Source organism: Paraburkholderia sp. PGU19 (assembly GCF_013426915.1).
Lineage (GTDB): Bacteria > Pseudomonadota > Gammaproteobacteria > Burkholderiales > Burkholderiaceae > Paraburkholderia.
Window position 1 is genome coordinate 634819 of record NZ_AP023182.1, and the last position, 20454, is coordinate 655272.

17 protein-coding genes and 2 pseudogenes are annotated in these 20454 nt (G+C 57.9%); 8 read left to right on the forward strand and 11 right to left on the reverse strand.

The window, feature by feature from the left end:
* Positions 1-323 precede the first annotated feature (323 nt).
* The 7 genes and pseudogenes from H1204_RS43330 to H1204_RS43360 all read right to left on the reverse strand — a co-directional run bounded on the left by H1204_RS43330 (position 324) and on the right by H1204_RS43360 (position 7378).
* A complete protein-coding gene (locus tag H1204_RS43330) occupies positions 324-1721 on the reverse strand; it encodes a basic amino acid/polyamine antiporter (protein WP_243469106.1) in 1398 nt (465 codons plus the stop codon).
* Between the two features lie 535 nt (positions 1722-2256).
* Positions 2257-2973: a hypothetical protein gene (locus H1204_RS43335; RefSeq protein ID WP_180736200.1), complete on the reverse strand. Its 717-nt coding sequence runs from the start codon at positions 2971-2973 to the stop codon at positions 2257-2259.
* A gap of 594 nt (positions 2974-3567) precedes the next feature.
* A pseudogene (locus tag H1204_RS43340) lies at positions 3568-3957 on the reverse strand (DUF4148 domain-containing protein).
* A 767-nt stretch (positions 3958-4724) separates the two neighbouring features.
* Positions 4725-5546 carry a class I SAM-dependent methyltransferase gene (locus tag H1204_RS43345; RefSeq protein WP_180736201.1) on the reverse strand — a complete coding sequence of 274 codons (822 nt, stop codon included), beginning with the start codon at positions 5544-5546 and terminating at the stop codon, positions 4725-4727.
* A gap of 228 nt (positions 5547-5774) precedes the next feature.
* On the reverse strand, positions 5775-6284 hold the full coding sequence (locus H1204_RS43350) for a lipocalin-like domain-containing protein (protein WP_243469107.1): 510 nt from the start codon (positions 6282-6284) through the stop codon (positions 5775-5777).
* A 216-nt stretch (positions 6285-6500) separates the two neighbouring features.
* A pseudogene (locus H1204_RS43355) lies at positions 6501-6823 on the reverse strand (nitrilase-related carbon-nitrogen hydrolase); the annotation flags it as partial.
* 102 nt (positions 6824-6925) lie between these two features.
* Entirely contained in the window at positions 6926-7378 is a 453-nt protein-coding gene (locus tag H1204_RS43360; RefSeq protein ID WP_180736204.1) for a VOC family protein, read from the reverse strand.
* Between the two features lie 194 nt (positions 7379-7572).
* Here H1204_RS43360 and H1204_RS43365 point away from each other — a divergent pair, with 194 nt between their 5' ends.
* Positions 7573-7956: a VOC family protein gene (locus H1204_RS43365; RefSeq protein ID WP_180736205.1), complete on the forward strand. Its 384-nt coding sequence runs from the start codon at positions 7573-7575 to the stop codon at positions 7954-7956.
* Positions 7957-8132: 176 nt separating this feature from the next.
* Here the strand turns inward: H1204_RS43365 and H1204_RS43370 are convergent, their stop codons facing one another.
* Both H1204_RS43370 and H1204_RS43375 read right to left on the reverse strand, forming a co-directional pair.
* Positions 8133-8426 carry a DUF1330 domain-containing protein gene (locus H1204_RS43370; protein WP_078199295.1) on the reverse strand — a complete coding sequence of 98 codons (294 nt, stop codon included), beginning with the start codon at positions 8424-8426 and terminating at the stop codon, positions 8133-8135.
* 527 nt (positions 8427-8953) lie between these two features.
* Positions 8954-10270: an IS701 family transposase gene (locus H1204_RS43375; RefSeq protein WP_180732393.1), complete on the reverse strand. Its 1317-nt coding sequence runs from the start codon at positions 10268-10270 to the stop codon at positions 8954-8956.
* On the opposite strand from H1204_RS43375, the gene H1204_RS43380 reads away from it, so the two are divergent.
* The gene (locus tag H1204_RS43380; protein WP_180736206.1) at positions 10229-11836 is read left to right on the forward strand and encodes an FAD-dependent oxidoreductase; all 1608 of its coding nucleotides are present in this window, start codon (positions 10229-10231) and stop codon (positions 11834-11836) included. The two genes, H1204_RS43375 and H1204_RS43380, sit on opposite strands and share 42 nt — an antisense overlap.
* Positions 11837-12238: 402 nt before the next feature.
* Here the strand turns inward: H1204_RS43380 and H1204_RS52130 are convergent, their stop codons facing one another.
* Positions 12239-12616, reverse strand: a complete 378-nt coding sequence (locus H1204_RS52130) for a hypothetical protein (RefSeq protein WP_243469108.1) — start codon at positions 12614-12616, stop codon at positions 12239-12241.
* Positions 12617-13657: 1041 nt separating this feature from the next.
* Positions 13658-14119, reverse strand: coding sequence for an Lrp/AsnC family transcriptional regulator (locus H1204_RS43390; RefSeq protein WP_180736207.1), 462 nt, complete (start codon positions 14117-14119; stop codon positions 13658-13660).
* Between the two features lie 180 nt (positions 14120-14299).
* Between H1204_RS43390 and H1204_RS43395 the strand changes: the two genes are divergently transcribed.
* The 6 genes from H1204_RS43395 to H1204_RS43420 all read left to right on the forward strand — a co-directional run bounded on the left by H1204_RS43395 (position 14300) and on the right by H1204_RS43420 (position 20386).
* Positions 14300-15394: a branched-chain amino acid aminotransferase gene (locus H1204_RS43395; RefSeq protein WP_180736309.1), complete on the forward strand. Its 1095-nt coding sequence runs from the start codon at positions 14300-14302 to the stop codon at positions 15392-15394.
* Positions 15395-15466: 72 nt separating this feature from the next.
* Complete coding sequence (locus H1204_RS43400; RefSeq protein WP_180736208.1) at positions 15467-16585, forward strand: branched-chain amino acid ABC transporter substrate-binding protein; 1119 nt, start codon at positions 15467-15469, stop codon at positions 16583-16585.
* A gap of 118 nt (positions 16586-16703) precedes the next feature.
* Positions 16704-17630, forward strand: a complete 927-nt coding sequence (gene livH / locus H1204_RS43405) for a high-affinity branched-chain amino acid ABC transporter permease LivH (RefSeq protein WP_180736209.1) — start codon at positions 16704-16706, stop codon at positions 17628-17630.
* Positions 17631-17640: 10 nt separating this feature from the next.
* Positions 17641-18915: a high-affinity branched-chain amino acid ABC transporter permease LivM gene (locus H1204_RS43410; protein WP_180736210.1), complete on the forward strand. Its 1275-nt coding sequence runs from the start codon at positions 17641-17643 to the stop codon at positions 18913-18915.
* Positions 18912-19685: a high-affinity branched-chain amino acid ABC transporter ATP-binding protein LivG gene (livG, locus tag H1204_RS43415; protein ID WP_180736211.1), complete on the forward strand. Its 774-nt coding sequence runs from the start codon at positions 18912-18914 to the stop codon at positions 19683-19685. The genes H1204_RS43410 and livG overlap by 4 nt, the downstream gene beginning before the upstream one ends.
* Positions 19685-20386 (forward strand): ABC transporter ATP-binding protein, encoded by a 702-nt coding sequence (locus H1204_RS43420; RefSeq protein WP_180736212.1) that lies wholly within the window; start codon positions 19685-19687, stop codon positions 20384-20386. Before livG ends, H1204_RS43420 begins: the two co-directional genes overlap by 1 nt.
* The last annotated feature ends 68 nt before the right edge of the window (positions 20387-20454 follow it).

A 20454-nucleotide genomic window follows, 5' to 3' on the forward strand; every position in this document is an offset into this window, starting at 1 on the left:
GTCGCGCCGGGTCGAAGGCGGGTTGGGGTTGCATTTTGCCGACTGCTTGGGACTGCAGTCGGCCAACTGCAGCCGGTCGCCTTTGTGCCAAGAGCGCCATTCAAGCGACGGCTCCTCATCAAACAACGGACACCGTGCTGCGTTCGAGTTCGCGCAGGAAGCACATGACAAAGCGGCGATATCTCCTTGCAGACGTGGAGAAGCTCGTTCCATAGTCTTGTTCACAGTCGACCAACGAGGTCTACTATTCGAAGGGCGCGCGAGGTCGCGCGTCGATCTGGAAGAGCCAGTCGAATACCGCATTTCACCCCGTCAGCCAACCGTCAACACCTTCGTGGCAAACAGCACAGCAGCGATGACTGCCACGACGCAGAGTATGCCTGCAGCCACCCTTCCATTCGGGTGAAGGCCGGCGCGCTCCGATCCCTTTCGCGCTGCGCGTACCAGAAGACGGGAATCCCGATAACGAAAAAAATGGTCGACAGCAGCAGATATTTCGGACCGGCGGCATATAGAAGCCATGCGGCGTAAAGCGTAGCCAGGATACCCGTCCACAGCGAGGCGCGTCTTCTCTCACCCTCGTGTATCTTGAATGTCTTTTGGGCAGCGCACTTCCACAGGAACGCTGCGCTCGCGAGATACGGCGGCAGTATGGTGACGCCTGCGACACTGATCAGCCAGATCCACGCATCGTTTGCGAACAGCACGACGAACATCATCGCCTGCATGACGATGCTGGACATCCAGAGCGACGGCGCCGCAGCCTGATTTTGGTTTTCCCGGGACAAAAAGCGCGGGAATACGTTTTCCTTCGCAGCTGCGAAGGGCAGCTCCGCGACAAGGATCGTCCACGCCAGCCAGCAGCTCAGGACCGAAAAAAGCACCGAGACCACGACGAAGACCGCGCCCCAGTGGCCAACAAGGTTCTCCAGCATGTAGGCCGCCGACGGGTTTTGAAGCTTGGCTAGCCCGGTTTGGTGCAACACGCCGAACGGTAGCGCCGACAGCAGGAAATAGAGCGTCGTGCATACCGCAAGACCGACGAAGGTGGCCGTACCCACCTGGTGCGGGTCGCGGGCGCGGTCAGAGACGACCACGGCGCCCTCTATGCCGATGAATACCCAGAGCGTGACAAGCATGGTGCTCTTCACCTGGGCGAGCGTGCTACCGAGGTGCTGTTGTTGGCCCCAGACATCGTAGGAAAACTGCATTTTCTGGAAGAAAAGCGCCATGATCACGACGCCGACCGACAGTGTGACGATATTGACCACGCTCGCCAGGGTATTGAGCATTGCTGTGCGCTTGACGCCGGAAAGCACCATGAAATGCATAGCCCATATCAGCACCGATCCGCCCAGGATCGACTGCCAGTTTTTGCCGTCGAAGACCGGGAAGAAGTATCCCAGTGTCTGCATGATCAGGACAGCAAAGGCAACATTGCCGAAGGCCGAACTCAACCAGTAGCCCCACGCCATCTCGAAGCCGGCAAATCTGCCAAAGCCTTCGCGTGCGTATGAGTAGATTCCCGACTTGAGATCGGCCCGCTGGTCCGCGAGCGTCCGAAACGAGTTGGACAGAAAGAACATGCCGACCAGCGTAATGCCCCATGCAACCGTAATGGCGCCAAGGCCCGCGCCAGCGGCCATGTTTTGCGGCAAATTGAACGCGCCGCCGCCAATCATCGAGCCGACAACGATGCCGCTCAGTAGCAGGAGGCCCAACCTCCGTCTGTCCGGTTGACCTGTCGATGTAGCAGGCTTGCTCTCTGTTGGCGTTGGGGATGCCGGGGCCGTCCCGGCTGCAGGTCGAGCCATTTTCGTTACTCCGGGAATGTAAGGCTTGGCGCGTGCGCTCAGCCGGACCATCAATGCAGATTGCGCGCCCAGCGCAGAATGCAATTGACGCAGATCAAACTTGTTTGCCGCTGTCCGTTGCCGCCGTGGGCAAGCCTGGTTCGGGGTAGTCGAATTCGAGCGGCTGGACCAGCGGACATGCGACCGGCCATCACGTACGGTAAATGTTCGTTGGACTTTGAGAGCGGCCGTTGCCGTCGCGGAGAGCCGAATGACGGGAACGGGTCGACTGCTGCCCGATACGGAAGCATCATCGATCGCGCTTACCGCCACCTCATCGTCGGCCCGGGTACGGCCATGAGTGGACCTTGAATGCACCAACGCTTCCCGCTACAAATCGCCCATTCTGAGCGCCCGAGTCAGCGGAACCAGTCTGCCGCCAATGTTCCCCCGGATTGACGAATCAAGCGTCGCCTTTCCTGTCGGAATCACTCGTGCCGACCTTCCGCAATACGCTGAAATTGTCTATCAGGATGTGCAGGCTGAGAAGGAGAACCCAGATCGGGAAAACAAGCACGATCCAATCTATGTAGCGGCCAGCAAAGAACAAAGCGAGCGCGGTGGCGTATCCAATATACGCAATCCAGCGCGATACAAAACCCGTATGAAGAGCAAGTGTACTGGTGGCCGTCGTGAATACTGCGGCCATGCGGACCGCGTAAACATTCATGGCTTCGTTGGCAAACTCTCGCGCGACGGTGAACGTGACCGAACCGGGAAGTCGTTCGAACCCAACTCGATACGCGGCCACAATCCCTCCGAAGAATGCCGCAGCGGCAAACAACATTGCCAGGAACAGGAGGCCACTCCCCAGGAACACCGTGGCAAAGAAGCGATCCTCGTAGTCTCCGAGACGATCCCGCAGCACGCCAATGAACCAGAGAAAGGCAATGCCAGCAAACGGTACTAGATTGAGCGCAACAGCTAACGTACCCGAACTTTCTCGAAGCCACTGGCCCGCTTCTATAGGACCCACCGGAACAGAACGCCGCAGAATCAGAAGGCCGGTAATCAGTAACAAAGAAAATAAGATGCCCGCGACGGCAGCAGCACGGGGGGCTCTCAGCCGCTCGCCCGGGTCGATCCACTGAGGTCCCGAGTCCTTCGTTGAGGGATTCATGTTCAGCGTCCTCCGTACCTGCCGTGATCTGTGCTGGAACATTGTTCATGCCAGGCCACGCGGCGGTCAACTTGAAGTCTTGACAGGGATCGATTTAACGAGGCGGCAATTCAGGCGCGCTGTGAAACACTCGTGAGGACCGTTACCTGCGATTTGCTTCAATGCTGAGGTGCCGGCTTCTATTCCACCCGTAAGATCGATCATGGCGTGAGGCACCGAGGCGCAGCGTCGGACATTGCAGGCGTGACCTCAGATCCCTCGCACCGCCGGATATGCCGCCACCTCCCCGTGCGTCAAGATGAGCAGCAGGCCTATCCCCGCGACCTGCAACATTGCGAGTCAGTCTCTCATATCTGGCGGCAATCGGACGCTCGCCGATTCTTTCCAGGTGGCTCATGTGGGTCAAAAATCGCCCGTCGTCCGTCGCGGCCGCAACGGTGCGTGTCACTATTCTGCGTGTTGCGCAGCGCCAATCTCAAAGCGGCCGAGCGAGCAGAACCAGCGTGGGGCGGGACGCGCCGTGCCGCGCGACCGTTGCTGGACGTAGTGCATTAGCGCGATCGCCGTCGGGAGGGGTTTTTCGCCTTGGTTTAGCTAAACGAGTAACTGATGACGGGGCGAGCGATGGGACCGTGTTGGCAGGTAGGGGCCGCGTCTTGCCGGGCGCTCAGTAATTGAATCCCAGATTCTAAGTGAGGCAGGCGAGACGATCGTGAGCGAACCTGCTCCCGATGATGTGCCTTTCACGCCACCGTATCCTGTTGTGCCATTCCTCGCAGCCACGCCCGCTTCAGCTGCCTGAATATCTTGCGGGTAGTTTATGTCCTCGCCTGTTGAGGGGCTATAGCCAGCTTGCTCGAGTTGCTGAAGTTCGGCGCGCACCTGGCCGCGTGTGAGGGGCGCTTGCGTATCCGATTAGGCGAATGCCGCGACTGATACCGCAAAGGCGGAAGTAGCGACGACTGCGTAAACAACCGATTTCACGATGATCTCCTTTTGCCGTTGCACGCACTAATACCCAATTCCCTCATTCTTCGAGCCAGGCGTGCAACCGTGCAGGACCGATATAGCGCGTGGCGCCAGCGGCGTTCACCCTGATTAAACGAAAGAGTGCCGCGAAAATTCATTTGTTGACTCGGCAAACCGGCGCGACATTTGTCTGCCGATAGGCGTGTTGACGTCCTGTCGAACGAATATTCGACATGCACGCGATAGACGAAACCGCAGACTGAGGGCGAATTCCGAGCGAGAGGCGCATGCTTCAAAAAACAGAAAATTGTCGCCGGCACTTCAGTTGGGGGGCGGATTTCCCGTGTCGCCGCGCCGGTCGGTAATCCGTCAAAACGACAAAAATCGGACACGAAGCGTCATTCGCTCGTACCGTCGCTCAGACGTTCAGGCGTCGGCTCCGCTCTGCGGATTCAATCGGTCGATGCAATAGCTGCTGGAATCGTTCGCCTGGCGTTTCGTAGTTCAGGGTCTTCCTAGGACGCTCATTGGCGTCTCGCCACGGCGTTGAATGGCCTGTGAATGCGCTGACAGGTCGGTACCTTTCGGGAAGTACTACGGTCGTTGGCTAGTCGTCACAACCGATTCGACTCCAAGAGCGCGTGTCGCGTGATCGGAAAATAGATTACCTCAGCTATTGCTTACACTTCGATACCCTGGTATGCGGTCGGCCAAGACCGCACTATAAAATCCTTCGAACACACGTCATTAGGGAGCACGGCCGGCGGAACGAACACCCCCGTTCATATCTCCGCTAACTCGGCGAAGTACATGATTCGAGACAAGGCTCGTCGCTCCGAGAGCGAGACGACAGTTTCGACATACCGTTGTTGTCGCGCAAATGCCTCTTTCCCGTTGGAATGCTCGATCTCGGTCCGATGGGCTAGCATGGCTCTCAGTCTTCCGCTCGCGTTGAAGAGAACGCTGCCTGTTCTGTCCTCTTGATCAAGCAGGCGGAAACCGGCAGCTCCGAGCAGAGTTTCATTGACACCTGCAGGCACGAACTGGGTGTATCCGTTGATACTCCGTCGCTCCACCTCCTCGTTCGAAATCGGTCCGGTGATGACGCCTGCATCGGTAAGCAGGAACCTCCCGGTGGGTACCAACAGCCTCGCCATCTGATCGAAAAACGCTTTACGGTGACGAAGATGAACGACGACATCCAAGGCTATGACAGCGTCGAATGATGAACCTTCAAGGGGAATCGGCAGATTCAGATCGGCCTCGAGGAGCGCAATGCGGTCTTGAACGCCTGCGGCCGAAGCCCTTGCGCGCCCCGATGCAATCGCGGAAACACTCACGTCCAGTCCGGTACCCGTGCAGCCCGTCGATTTGACCGCGAAGACCAACGGTCCGCAAGGGCCGCACCCGACGTCGAGGAGCCTGCATGAGGCGGTGAGCGAGAGTCGCGCCATGTCCGATCGAAGCTCATCGGCGGTGACCCACGAGTGCTGGCCGATATCCTCTCCATAAGCCTCCTGACGCAACTGCCTCATCAAAGGCGAATCGAACGCCGAATACAGGGTGTCATAGCCCGCAGTTGAAGGATGTTCGGGGGCCGTCATGTGGAGCTCCAAAAGGCACAGCTTGTTGATCCTGGCCGTAAGTCAGTGCCCGTCGGATAGCTTTCCGACGGACTGCAACCGGCCCCGGACCGCATTAAACACTTCGTGCAGTTGAATTCCACGCCCTTTACGACCGTCACCACGTCAGTCGGCCAGGATGCCTCAGACAGTCAGCGTCAATCTCAGATCTCGAATTCGCCGGCGTTGTCCAGCGCTTCGGATCTCTCTCTACTTGTTACGTTCCCTCTGCCAGACGACTGTTGACGCGCCGTATCCGAAGCTACCAGGCGTGACGTAGGTCAACCGGTCGCCTTCAATGACGAATGGTCTCGCCTGTGTTTCGCCATCCCAGTTCGGAAACGTCCCCTTCCGAATATGAAATTCGATCGTATGTGCAGCGGGATCGACTTTGTATGTTCCGAAATGCGCGATGCTTCCCTGCACAATCTGTCTGTTTTCGTCCCCAGTCGCTGAAAGACGATCCCCCGACGCAAGCCGCGGCAAGTTCGCACGAAGAGCGACCAGGGTGTAGCGCCCATCGGCGCCAAGGACGAGTTGACCTTCCGGGCGCTCTCCCATAATTTCCACCGCGCTTCCGCTTTTCAAAACCGTGAGTGAGACAAGCTTCCAGGTGCCAACCAGGTCGGCCGTCGTTTGGGCGAAGGCCACTTGAACGCCGAATAGTGTGTAAGCCCATAACGCGGGGCCGATGAGCAAGGCAGTGATGTGACCTTTCATGAAACTCTCCATCACGGATGTCAACGCGTGGCTGAGTAACCGCAGGGAACGGATCGTTGTTTCGTCCGAGCGCCACCAGTGCGTCTATCTACCCCTCTGGAATCCGGGCAGCGCATCCGATCATTTCGTGCAAGGCGGCAATCTGAGTTTAGGCGCGCCGACGCCTCCTGCCATGTGTCCTTCGCATTGATTGGCGTGTGCGACGACATCCCTGCCTCAGTTCTGTCTAAAGACGACAGGTGGAGTGGTCGCCTCATTCACATGGAGCTGAAATATATCCGGACAGGCGTAGTGTCCGGCGACATCGAAATCGTATTTTCCTCTTGCGAGGTCACCAAGATCCAGTTCGTGCACCAGCAGGGCGTCTTCATCGAGCACGGGGTCAGCAAGCACCTCGCCGAGGGGGCGACGATGCAACTTCCTCCGCGCATCAGAACGGTATCCGGATTGTTCCCTTGAACCGCTGCGTAATTTTCCGGGGCGTCGCTGCGCCGCAGATGCTGGCACGCAGAGAGGACGAAGCAGCGACCTTCGCGTGCCGCAGATCGACGACAGGCTAAGGTCGGCCAGGTGCAGCCCACCAACGAGCGTGATTGAAGGACCGCAATCCGGCGCGAACGAGACCGTCATGAATATTTCCTCTAGCTCGCCGCCATCCCTTTTTCCGCCAGTTCCTTTTTCGCGCTTTCGTTCTTGATCAAATGTGTCAGCCCCATGCCGCGCAGAACGTTCGGAGCCTTGGTGAACTGGATATTGTCATAGCCGACGATCTCGATACGATTGCCCCACGGGTCGCGGAAATCCAGAAACGGACCGTCGATCGGCATTACCCCCGCCGCCTTGAGGGCGGCGCGCGCCGCCTCCTTGTCATCGACAACGAGGCCGACATGCCGGCCGTCATCGGCGGGCTGTTTCCGTCCCGCCTGCAACGCGATGAATTGGTCGCCAAGATCGATGAAGGCCATCGTCCTGGTCTTGCCGCGCAATTGAAAGTCGAAGATGCGGCCATAGAATTCCAGCGCTTCCTCGATATCGCCGACTTCCAGCGCTACGTGATTGATGCCGACGGCGCGCGGCTTTGTGGAGTCAATCATTTAACCCTCCATTTGCTTGATCTATTTTTCGATAAATATCGCGCTCGATCCGAGCGATCTGGTGTTGTTCGTCCAGTTCGTCCGCGTCTGGTGCGTTCCCAGGCGTGTCGCGCGTGTGCGTATTTCCTGCGAACATGTGCATCGCGGGCAATTTTCCGTCCCTATTGCTCGAGCGGAACACTCAGGGTACTACGATGATCGATCACACCGGAATTGGAGTTGCGGACGTCCGTCGTTCCGCCACGTTTTACGACGCCGCTTTGGGCACGCTTGGCATGCGCCGCGTGATGCAAATGCCGGACAACAGTGGGGCCGATGGTATCGGCTACGGCGTTGACTACCCGGTTTTCTGGATTGACCGCTTTCACCCGCATGGCGTGAAACAGCACACTGCCTTTGTAGCGAGGAATTGCGCCGAGGTAGACGCGTTCTACCAGGCAGCCCTGAAAGCTGGCGGCACCGACAACGGCGCACCCGGCTACCGTAAGACTCAGCATGGCTTTCCGCCCGGTTACTACGCCGCTTTCGTGCTCGATCCGGACGGCAACAACATCGAAGCTGTTTTTCGTGGAGGGTAGCGAGAAAAGCACACGCCGTGGCGGGATCGCGTCCTACCTCGATCTGCGGACCGCATCGGGGCAGTGGACGGCACAGGAACAGTCCCTCGCGATCAATTCGCGAAGGACCGTTCACGAGGGAATGACGGCCTTTCGACGGGCGACTAAAACCGGCGACGCTCCGCCTGACTACGAGGTCATGGCTGCAACCCTTCTAGCGCGACAATCCTTGTCGTCGCACATCGTTGGCGGATCGCCTTCAGACGGGCGTACTCCGGCGAGTCATACCAAGCCATCAAGGAATCCATGTCTGGGAATTCGACGATGACCAGACGATGCGGTTGCCAGTCGCCTTCGAGAACCTTTGTTAGGCCACCACGGCCCAAATACTTTCCGCCGTAGGGCGCCTCAGTAGCAGGCACTTCTCGCTTGTACTCTTCAAAAGCGGTGGGATCTGTTACATCGACATCGGCAATCAGATATGCAGTCATGGCGCGATCCTTTCACGCGGAGTCATTGCTTGATTTGAAATGGTTGCCCCTAAGCGCTCGCCTCATCGGTTTCCATTTAACGGCTGCCCGCATTCCATCGGGATGCGTTAGCAGGACATTCCGGTGTTCGTTCACATCCGACACGAAGCACTTGTCGCGATATCGTGCGTGGCGCTTGGTTTGTATAGGTTCTCTACCACTTGATAGTCGTCGGAGATCAGCGTCCGGTACGCCTTAGCGGCGGGCGTGTATCAGAATTCGCTCGCGCGGGTTACCTTCCATTGTCATATCAATGAAATATCATATTTATTTCATTTTATAGTTCAAGATATTAGAATGAAAATGACTATTCATACAAACGAATTAAATGAAATAAATGTAATTTCGCAGTGAATTTAATAATTCCTTAAAAGCCAACTAGTACTACTGTGTCATATAAATAATTGCGCGCTCGATTGCTGTACTAGGGAGCGAGCCATCGTTGCATGAGCCTTAGTCCAAGCAGGATGCGCAACGTGGTAATGGAATCAGGAACGTGGCGTTGAGCGCGCTGGACTGCCCCGGGGGATGTAATCCGAGGGAAGGGCAGGCAGCGCCCGTTCAAGGAAGTTTTTTTTATCGCGTCCACCTGATTGCATTCGCAGTCGCTGAGCCATCAGAAACCCATACGCAGCGATACTCAATGTGGCGTGGTGGTGAAAGCCACGCCAGCCTCGCCCTTCATAATGACCGAGCCCGAACTCCTGTTTCAGGTCCTGATAGTCGCGCTCGATGCGCCAGCGCATCTTGGTCACGAACACAAGCTGCTCAAGTGTCGCCTCCTCGGGGGCAGTAGCGAGAAAGTATTTGAGCGGCTCCGTATCGCCATCAGGCCATTCAATAAGCAGCCATTCTTCGTCGCGAACCGTACTTCGCCAATAGTCGTGATGTGCGGGACGAACCCGTACGGCGGCAAAGCGTGAGGAAAGTGCTGCGTTGCTACCTTCCCGCCAGGTTACGGTTTGCCAGGCGTTCACGGGTAATTGCATGGCCAGTTCCTTCACCGCGAGCGGTTTATGGCCGGGCGCACGGCGCAACAACTTCGGTGGCTGACCGCGCCCGCTCCAGGGCTTGGGTGGAAGCGGCTCCGTACCTGGCGCCCACACAGAGGTGACCGGCCGGATCCCTACCGCGTACAACAAACCCAGTTCAGTTATGCCCTCCCGGAATGCGGTTTCGTCGCCATACCCAGCGTCGGCCAGCACGATGCCCGGCGCAACGCCGGATGCTATGGCCTCGCGAAGCTGGGCCAGCGCAATCTGTGGCTTGGTCTGGAAAACTAGTTCGTCGGGAATGCCAGCGCGACGGGCACGTTCCCGGTCGTCAATCCATTCCTTGGGGATATACAATTGCCAGGCAATCGGCAAACTGCCCCGTTGCGTCGCGATCGACAGGCTCACGGCGATCTGGCAGTTATCCTGTTTGCCCAGTTGCCCACAGTATTGTCGCGCTACGCCGACCGAATGCTTGCCCTTCTTCGGGAAGCCCGTATCGTCAATAATCCAGTAATAGCCAGCCTCTTCAGCAGCGTGCAGGCCTAACGCGGGCATCACCCATTCGCGTACCCGCTGCAGGACCGCCCGGTCAGACCATTCTGCCTTGGCCACAAAATGGTGAAGTGACTGGTGTTTCGCACTCGCGTGAAGTGGGTCAATATGCGCGGCCATCGGCTCGACGCTCTTGCGTGACAACGGCATTACCAAGCCCGAACAGTAACCCTTGAGGCCGGCATGGCGATCGGCGTGCCCTAACGCCAGCGCCAGATGATTCAGATACGCGTCAAATTCGTCGACATCTTCTCTCATCGCGATCGCCCGAAGTCTGTATTATTCAATACTACCAGGTATCGCTTCACTGCAAATAGATTTTGTGACACAGTGAGATTAGAAGCCTTCAAGGTTTTTGATAGTGTCGAGCGCACGCTCGGTTGGAGAACGCCTGGAAGTGTGTTCGGTGAACTGCCGCTTGTGTTGAGCTCGCCATTCGTTATCTCTTACCGAGCTGCTTCTCCCTCCCGGGTTATGCGTGTCGAGACGCAACACTATTATGCGATTGCGGCCTCATGCCGAGAAATCGCAGTAAAAGTCGGGCTTCTCGCGCGAGAGCGCGTCGGGGGGCTGCAGGAAATCGCTGACGAACCGCCCAAGCCCCGGGCAACGATGATCGGCGATCGACTTGATCCCGCCTGCAGGGCGTTGCAACAGTTCTTGCAACGCAATCAGGTCAGCTTCGAGTTGAAGGCGCCCGATGATTTCGAGAAGCGATTTTCGGAGTCAGGGGAACGTTTTCAAGCAGATGATTTTCCCGTTTTGAAGTTACATGACGGGACTGTTCTCCGGCGTCCGTCAACTCGACAGCTCGCTACAGCGCTAGGTTTGCGAACCCAGCCGAGCCTGCGGGACTACGACACCGTAATTATCGGAGGAGGTCCGGCTGGGCTTGCAGCAGCCGTCTATGGTGCATCTGAAGGTCTGCGTACTCTAGTCCTCGAGCGCGAGGCACTAGGTGGGCAGGCAGGTACATCATCGCGCATCGAAAATTATCTCGGTTTTCCGAATGGCGTATCAGGGGAAGAGCTTGCAAGCCGCGCATTGCAGCAGGCAAAGAGACTTGGTGCAGAGATCGTGGTTGCGCGATCGGTCAGGAAAGTCGAGATTGGCGCTCACTGTTTACACCTCGACGGGGACGACATCATTCAGGCGCGAACAATTATCCTCGCGACAGGCGTCAGCTGGCGAAGGCTCGACATCGAGGGCTGTGACCGATTTGCGGGTAAGGGCATCCATTATGGCGCCTCGCGCGGCGACTCCGGTGGTACGCATGGTCTTGACATTTTCCTCATCGGCGGTGGCAATTCGGCCGGTCAAGCCGCTTTGAATTTCGCCAATCATGCACGGCACGTAACGCTTGTTGTGCGTGGGGACTCGCTTGAGAAAAATATGTCCCGCTATCTAATCGAGCAGATCAAGGCAAAATCCAACGTCTCCGTCCAACTCGATTCGGAAGTGATCGCGGTAGGGGGAGACTCTCGTCTTTCGGAGATCTGTTTGCGGGATCGGTCACATGGAGAGGTGAGTTGGAAGGCCTGCGGAGGGCTTTTCGTTTTTATCGGTGCAGACGCGGAGACCGGATGGCTACCGATGGAGATCGCGCGCGATCAACGAGGGTTTGTGCTCACGGGGGACGATGTCGTTAGGGCCGGGCGCTGGTCCGAAACTCGAGACCCTTACCTGCTCGAAACGAGTATCCCCGGCGTATTCGCATGCGGAGATGTACGACTGAGTCCGGTCAAACGCGTCGCCTCTGCCGTTGGAGAAGGCAGTATGGCAATCGCATTCGTTCACAAATACCTGGAAAGTCGTCGAGGATGAGTCGTTAGTAGGCGTGCAAAGAGGGTTATCGTCAGGCGGTTGGCTTCCGATTCGCGGACACAGCAGTTCGATCCATTTTTCCGCGGCGTATTTAATTTTATCGCGTCGGCTTGAATCGGAATGACCCGGGATCGTCGCAGGCCAGTCATCGCATCAGAGTCGTTGCGAACGTCTCAGTTGGGTCGGCCACGGAAGTTAGGGGCGGCTAGCGATCCCGTTAGGCTGGAGGACGTGCGACGCGAGGTGCAGGCGTTTCTCAGCTGGGCCGAAGACTGATTGAAGGCGCCGAATGATTTGGCCCCAAAATGTTGATAATACTTATTATGTACATCGACGAAGTCACCTAGGATAGTTTTCTCGATAGGCAGTAGAGCTATGCTCGGGTGTATTGTTCATGATCGTCTATCGAAGCGTGACAGCGCGCGATTTCAACGCATTCAGCTTACCCTCCGGTTCGAAAGCTTCGGAGATTCCATACACGTCCGAGATCTTGAAGTCATACGTGATGGTGCCGCTTCCTGCGAGCCACTCCGCTCTAGGGGTGTCCTCCTGCAAAAAAGGTCGAATCAAATCGGCGAGCGCCTGCGCTTGTTCGATTTCTTGCGGCGCAGCCGAACACGTCTGCGCACGAGGGCCTTCATTACCGCTACTATCGAGAGTTATCTGCATCGAAAGCCAGGTCGGGGCGAAATTCTGCACGGCCACCGAGCATGCGTCATGCGTCCGCATCGTAAAGCGGTCGTCAAGATGAATCGGCTCAAGACGCTCCATGATCAGCATGCACGTAACTTATTGCCAGCTGAATCAATGCCTCAATGTTCGCGTTAGTGTCGAGAATGATCTGCATCGAAGTAATACCCGACGCAGTAGTCTGCACGTGCAGCATGAAATGATGAATGACAAAACAATTCGTGCGGGCTTGGACAAACGGCCGAAGAACCGCAGCGAGACGGCCAACAGGTGCGTCAAATTGCCAGCGGGGATATCGGAACTCGCGCGGACGCGTTGGAGATACGAGCGCGTAGACTTCGCCGCAGCTTCCTGGCTGCATCGATAGTCGCCGGTTCGATGTGTGCATAAGCGGCCGCGTCCTCGAGTCGGAGGTTATCCGGCTGGTTGAACACAGCAATCGCGCGATCTCTTCCGCGTTGCCGGGCCGCTGTGAGTGCCTTAGTCAGGGACGTGCTCATTACGCATGTTCCAATCATGGATGTTCTCGCGCATCGACAAACATGGTCTCCGTCAGACTTGCGGGCGCGCGCTGCGGCGGTCCCGGCTACAAACTCACATGGTCCGGAAAGGAGGCCGTTTGCTGCTGCATGGGCCTTGTCATGGCGGCGACGACGAAAGCGACACGCACGCCTCCAGTTTACTGCCTGCATTGAACGGTGGCGTTTCTCGGCTGTTGTTTTTCCGCTGGCTAGCTTTGGTGACGATGCCTCCATCGCCACGGGAACGCCCCCAAGAGTTAGCACTGACGATCGCTATCCCGCTCGTTGAAAACCGCACGACACGCCCGAGAGCCGACCGACGAATCGGCAGATTACCTCAGGAACTAACAGGCAGGCTCCGTAGCTCGGCAGGTGCCCTAGCCGCAGCCGTCATCGGAAGGTTCTAAGGCTACCCGTTGACTCCAAGGCGGATCCGCCACCCCGCGTGTCCGTTGCCGTGATAACCAGGCAGTTATCGCGGCGTGAAGGCTTCACTGCGTATCATGATGGTGGGATGAATGATTGCAGTGTTGGTCGAGCGGTCCCTCTACGGGTTTTGACCGCTGCGCTCTCACTCGCCGGAAATCGCTATGGTTTGATATCGCTCATATCAAAGCGGCAGTTCCGATGTCAATTTGACCTTTTGCATCGGTATTTCCGTTTTGACGCTCTGTACGCCTTTGATACGGGTGAGCGAGTTGACCTGGAATTCCCGGTAGGCGTCCAGATCGGCGGCTACGACACGAAGGAGGAAGTCACAGTCGCCTGCCATAAGGTGACATTCGACAACCTGGGGAAGGTGTCGTATCTCTTCCGTGAAGTGATCGACCGTTTCTGCATCCTGAGTCTTGAGCCAGATTCTAACGAAGACAGTCAGGCCTGCACCAACTTTAGCAGCATTGAGCAGCGCGACGTAGCGCTCGATCACGCCCGCCTCTTCAAGAATTTTTACTCTGCGTAGGCATGGCGACGGCGACAGGCCAACCTTCTCGGCTAAATCGATGTTCTGGATCCTGCCGTCTTTCTGAAGGGTCCGAAGAATGCGCCGGTCAATTTCGTCCAATTTTTCCATGATGCGCCTGCCAATATTGATGACGTGAAATCGAATGCTTCAATTTCGAGAATATGTGACTTCTACTGCCAAAGTATGGCAAGGATGAGCCATATTCGCAATCGCATGCGTCTGTCGATGCGCTACATTATCGGGATGACAAGGCGGGATGGTCCCGCCGAAGCCGGACGTGAGGATGACATGAGCACTGTTAACGCACAGACCTTGATAGTCGAGAAAACCGCGAACCCTGTCTCTGACAGCGATCGTGAAGCGCTGCTACAGAATCCGGTTTTTGGCCGCGTTTTCACCGATCACATGGTGACGATCGAATATGCGCCTGAACGCGGTTGGCACAACGGCAAGGTCCGGCCGCACGATACGTTGCAGCTCGATCCCGCAACACTGGTGCTGCACTATGCCCAGGAAATCTTTGAGGGGATGAAGGCTTACCGCTTGCCGGATGGTGGCGCCACGCTGTTCCGTCCGGATGCTAATGCCAGACGGTTCCATAACTCGGCCAACCGACTCGCGATGGAGCCGTTGCCGGAGGACGTGTTCATCGAATCCGTGCGAGCGCTCGTTCGTCTCGATCAGAAATGGATCCCCGCGACGGATGGCGCCGCGCTCTATCTCCGGCCGTTCATGATTTCCACGGAAGCCGTCCTCGGCATGAAGCCTTCGGCCGAATATCTGTATTGCGTGGTGGCTTGTCCTGTCGGCTCCTACTTCAAGGGTGGGTCACCGGCTGTGACGCTCTGGGTATCCGACCAATATACGCGTGCAGCGCCTGGAGGCACCGGGGATGCGAAGTGTGGCGGCAACTATGCGGCCAGCCTCGCCGCGCAGGCGGAAGCAACCCGTGAGGGATGTGATCAAGTGGTTTTCCTTGATGCGGTGGAGCGACGCTGGGTGGAGGAACTCGGTGGCATGAACGTGTTCTTCATCTTTGACGATGGGTCGATCCAGACGCCGCCGCTCACCGGGACGATCCTGCCGGGGATTACCCGCGATTCATTGATCGTACTGGCACGGGACATGGGATTGACCGTGCGCGAGGAGCGCTACTCGATCGATCAGTGGCAGCAGGACGCGAGTAGCGGACGCCTTCGCGAGGCTTTCGCGTGCGGCACAGCCGCGGTCGTCACGCCGATCGGAAAGGTGACGGGCCGCAAGTACAACTTCACCATCGGCGACGGCGGCGCGGGCCCCGTCACGGGCCGCCTGAAGGCTGCGTTGCTCGACATCCAGAACGGGCGGGCGGAGGATCGACACGGCTGGCTCGATCGTCTGTAAGGTCGCTGGTGGGAAACACGCGTCCGTGTTTCCCACAGCGAATTTCTCTGGTTCCGTAAGTACGACACGTCAATGAAGCAATCTTTCTCAACAGGTTCAGTAGCAATCCTAACTGCACTGACTTTTTCCGGTTTGTCGGCGCACGCCGAAACACTCAAGATCGCGATTGCTGGCCCAATGAGTGGCTCGGTCGCCCAGTACGGCGATATGGTCAAGGCTGGCGCGCTCACCGCTATTGAACAGATCAACGCCACGGGTGGGGCGGGTGGTGAGAAACTGGAAGCCGTGTTCATGGACGATGCTTGTGAACCGAAGCAGGCTGTGGCCGTGGCCAACAAGATCGTGAGTCAGGGGATCAAGTATGTGGTTGGTCACTTGTGCTCCGGTTCGACCATCCCCGCGTCGGACATCTACGAGAACGAAGGCATCGTGATGATCACGCCGTCCGCGACGGCGCCACAGATAACGGAAGGCAGGAAGCGCAGGTTTATATTCCGTACGATCGGCCGCGATGACCAGCAGGGGCCGGCCGCTGCGCAGTACATCATTGCCAAGGTCAAACCTCGTAAGGTCGCGATTCTGCACGACAAGCAGTCGTACGGCCAGGGGATTGCCGCGTCGGTGAAGAAGGATCTCGACGCTGCGAAAATTCCGGTCGTCCTGTTCGAGGGGATCAATGCCGGCGATTCCGACTATTCAGCGATTGTCACCAAGCTCAGGTCACTCGGAGTCGATTTCGTCTATTTTGGCGGCTATCACCCTGAAATGGGGCTGCTGCTGCGACAGGCGCGCGAGCAGGGCGTGAAGGCTCAGTTCATGGGCCCCGAAGGTGTTGGTAACAAGGACGTGACAGCCATCGCCGGCCCCGCGTCTGAAGGCATGCTCGTCACCTTGCCGGCGGACTTCACGGCCGATCCCGCCAACGCGGGCACTATGAAGGCATTTGCCGAAAGGAAGCGGGACGCAAACGGCCCTTTCCAGATGCCAGCCTACGCTGCCGTGAAGATCATCGCTGATTCGGTTACGGGTGCCAGATCTACCGATCCGTCAAAGGTCGCGGCATTCATGCATCAACACAGTTTCGATACTCCGATCGGTAAGGTTTCGTTCGACACTCAGGGTGACCTGAAAGCATTCCGGTTCGTCGTCTACAAGTGGCACCAGGACGCGACGAAGACTGCCGCAAACTAGATCGAAGTATCAGTTCGCAAGTCCGCACTGGATGCATCGTACGTCCGATGCGGGATGCTTCGTGCTTCTCGCCACGGGGAATGGGTTACGTGTGCAGCGTGACCCGAAGCTTATCTACATGAACGAATTCCTCACCCAATTTGCCCAGCAGGCGGTTAACGGCCTGACGTTGGGCGCAATCTATGCGTTGATCGCGATCGGCTATTCGATGGTGTACGGAATCATCGGCATGATCAATTTTGCGCACGGCGAAATTTACATGATCGGTGCGTACGTAGGGCTGGTGACGTTGACCGCGCTCGGTACATCGGCAGGCCATCCGCTGCCGTTGGTGCTTGGTGCGGCATTGACCGTCTCGGTCGTTGTTACCGGAGTGTATGGATTTGCGATCGAACGGATCGCGTATCGTCCGCTGCGTGGCGGTCCGCGCCTCGTGCCACTGATTTCCGCGATTGGCATGTCCATCTTCCTGCAGAACTATGTACAGATCGGTCAGGGCGCACGTGACGTATCGGTGCCGGTTCTAATCGCAGGGGCATTCGACATGCACCTCGGAAGCGGCGTCGAGGTGACTGTGCCCTATGCGCGGATGCTGATCGTCGCAGTCACACTCGTGCTGATGATCGCGCTGACCCTATACATCGCACATTCGCGGATGGGACGCGCGTGCCGCGCCTGCGCCGAAGACATGAACATGGCTAATCTGCTCGGCATCGACACTAACCGGGTGATCTCGTTCACGTTCGTACTCGGCGCGATGCTTGCGGCAGTCGGAGGGGTTTTGATCGGATTGACGACCGGCAAACTGAATCCGTACATCGGCTTTGTCGCGGGTATCAAGGCGTTTACTGCAGCAGTCCTCGGGGGCATCGGCAGCATTCCTGGCGCGATGCTGGGGGGCGTCTTGCTGGGCCTCGCGGAGACGCTGGCGTCAGGTTACATGCCAGCCGAATACAAGGACGTGGTGGCGTTTGGTTTGCTCGTTCTGATTCTGCTCTTCCGTCCGACAGGTCTGCTAGGCAAGTCGGACATAGAAAAGGTTTAAGGAGCGAGGGATGAGTCACGTTGTTACATCCGGGCGCAATCGCGTTGCGGGGGCTTCTGTCATGGGGCCACTCGGCAACGCAGCGACCGCCGCTATCCTCACGGCTGTCCTCACAATTCCCGTGCTCGGGCTTCAACTCAAGCTCGATGGCTACCGGGTTGTGCTCGAGCATCATTGGCGCCCGGTGTGGATTGCAGTCATCGCCGTGTTTCTGTTTCAGCTGTTCAGGCCGGGCCTCGGCAGGATCAAGGAATCGGTACGTCTGCCTCAATTGCCTGCACTCGGCGTGCGTCGGCAGCGCACGGTTATCGCGGGCCTCTTTGCCGTCGGCGCGGTATGGCCTTTTTTCGGTTCCCGTGGCGCGGTCGATACCGCGACCCTTGCACTGATCTACGTCATTCTCGGTCTGGGCTTGAACGTCGTCGTGGGCTTTGCGGGCCTGCTCGATCTGGGTTATGTCGGCTTCTACGCCATCGGCGGCTACACCTACGCGATGCTCAACCAGTACTTCGGGCTCACGTTCTGGGAATGCCTGCCCCTCGCCGCGATCGCATCGGCAACGTTCGGTTTTCTGCTCGGCTTTCCAGTGCTGCGCCTGCGCGGCGACTATCTTGCAATCGTCACGCTCGGGTTCGGTGAAATCATCCGGCTGCTCGCCAATAACGTGACGAGTCTGACGGGCGGCCCGGACGGCATTTCGGGCATTCCGAAGCCCACTGTGTTCGGGTTCGAGCTGGCGCGCAATGCGAGTGTTGAAGGTGCGAGAACGTTTAACGACCTGATCGGCATCGACTACCGCGGGGAGTACATGGTCATCTTTTTGTATCTGGTGGCACTTCTGCTTGTCGGATTGACACTGGTCGTGACGAGCCGCTTGATCCGCATGCCTATGGGTCGCGCGTGGGAGGCCCTGCGAGACGACGAGATCGCTTGCCGCTCGTTGGGCCTCAACCCGACGCGGATCAAGCTGTCAGCCTTTACCATTGGTGCGTCGTTCGCCGGAGTCGCCGGAGCGTTCTTCGCGGCGCGCCAAGGTCTCGTGAATCCGGAGTCTTTTACGTTTATCGAGTCTGCGTTGATTCTCGCCATTGTCGTTCTGGGTGGCATGGGGTCGCAGCTAGGGGTGATTCTCGCGGCGCTCCTGCTCACCGTGCTGCCGGAAGTGGCGCGCAGTTTTGCCGAGTACCGGATGCTGATTTTCGGCGTGGTCATGGTGCTGATGATGACCTGGCGTCCGCAAGGCCTTCTGCCTGTGAGCCGCCATGACACGGAGCTGCAGCCATGAGCGCCGAGGCGGAGATGCTGAAGGTGAGCGGCCTGCAGATGCGGTTCGGCGGCCTGCTTGCAGTCGACGGAGTCGATTTCGAGGTACGCCGCAAAGAGGTATTCGCGATCATCGGGCCGAATGGCGCCGGCAAGACCACCGTATTCAACTGCGTCGGCGGATTCTATCGGCCGACCTCCGGCGGCGTCGTGCTTGTCGGCAATCCTGTGGCAGGTTTGCCGAGCCACAGGATCGCGCGTAAGGGACTCGTTCGAACGTTTCAGAATATCCGGCTGTTCAAGACCCTAACCGTCGTGGAAAATCTGCTGGTCGCGCAACATCGGCAGGTCGATGGCGGACTTCTCCGTGGGCTGTTTGCAACACCAGGTTACCGGCGTGCGGAGTGCGAGGCGCGCGCTCGCGCAACGGACTGGCTGGAGCGGATGGATCTACAGGCATTCGCGAATCGTCCAGCCGGCACCCTGTCATACGGGCTCCAGCGACGCGTCGAGATTGCACGGTGCATGATTACGGCTCCTCGAATCCTGATGCTCGACGAGCCCGCTGCCGGCCTTAACCCACAAGAGAAAATCGAACTGCAGCAACTGATCCTCCGGTTGCGTGCCGAATTTGGGATTTCCGTGCTGCTGATCGAGCACGACATGAACCTTGTGATGGGCGTATCGGACCGAATACTTGTGATGGATCACGGTCGGCCGATTGTGACCGGCAAGCCGGACGAAGTGCGCAATGATCCGCGCGTTATCAAGGCTTACCTGGGAGAGGATTGATGCTGAGGCTGGAACAGGTGCACGCGCACTACGACGCGATCGAGGCACTGTCCGGTGTGTCGATCGAGGTCAACCAGGGCGAAATCGTAACGCTGATAGGCAGCAATGGCGCGGGGAAGACGACACTCCTGATGACAGTCTGCGGTACGCCGCACGCGTCGAAAGGGCGGGTGACGTTCGAAGGGCGAGACATCACGGGTTTGAAGACACACGAGATCATGCGACAGGGTTTGGCGATCTCGCCGGAGGGGCGGCGCGTGTTTCCAGGTCTCACCGTGCTCGATAACCTGAAAATGGGCGGCTTTTTCGCTGACAAGCCTGAAATCGAAGCGGGTATTGCACACGTCTTTCGATTGTTTCCGCGTCTCAAGGAGCGGTCGTCGCAGCGAGCGGGCACGATGTCGGGCGGCGAGCAGCAGATGCTGGCGATCGGCCGTGCGCTGATGAGCCGGCCACGACTGCTGCTGCTCGATGAACCTACGCTCGGGCTGGCACCGCTGGTCATCGCCCAGATATTCGACATCATCCGGACGATCCGCGACGAGGGGGTAACGGTCTTTCTCGTTGAGCAGAACGCCAACAAGGCGTTGCAGGTGGCCGACCGCGGCTACGTTCTCGAAACCGGCAAGGTGGTGCTCGCAGACACGGGCCAGAATCTGCTGAGCAACGAGCGAATCAAGATGGCATATCTGGGCGGCTAGGACAGGGGTCCTGAGCGTTCGTGAATGAGCATCGGTGCTGCCTGTCGAATCGCGCAGCGTGAATGATG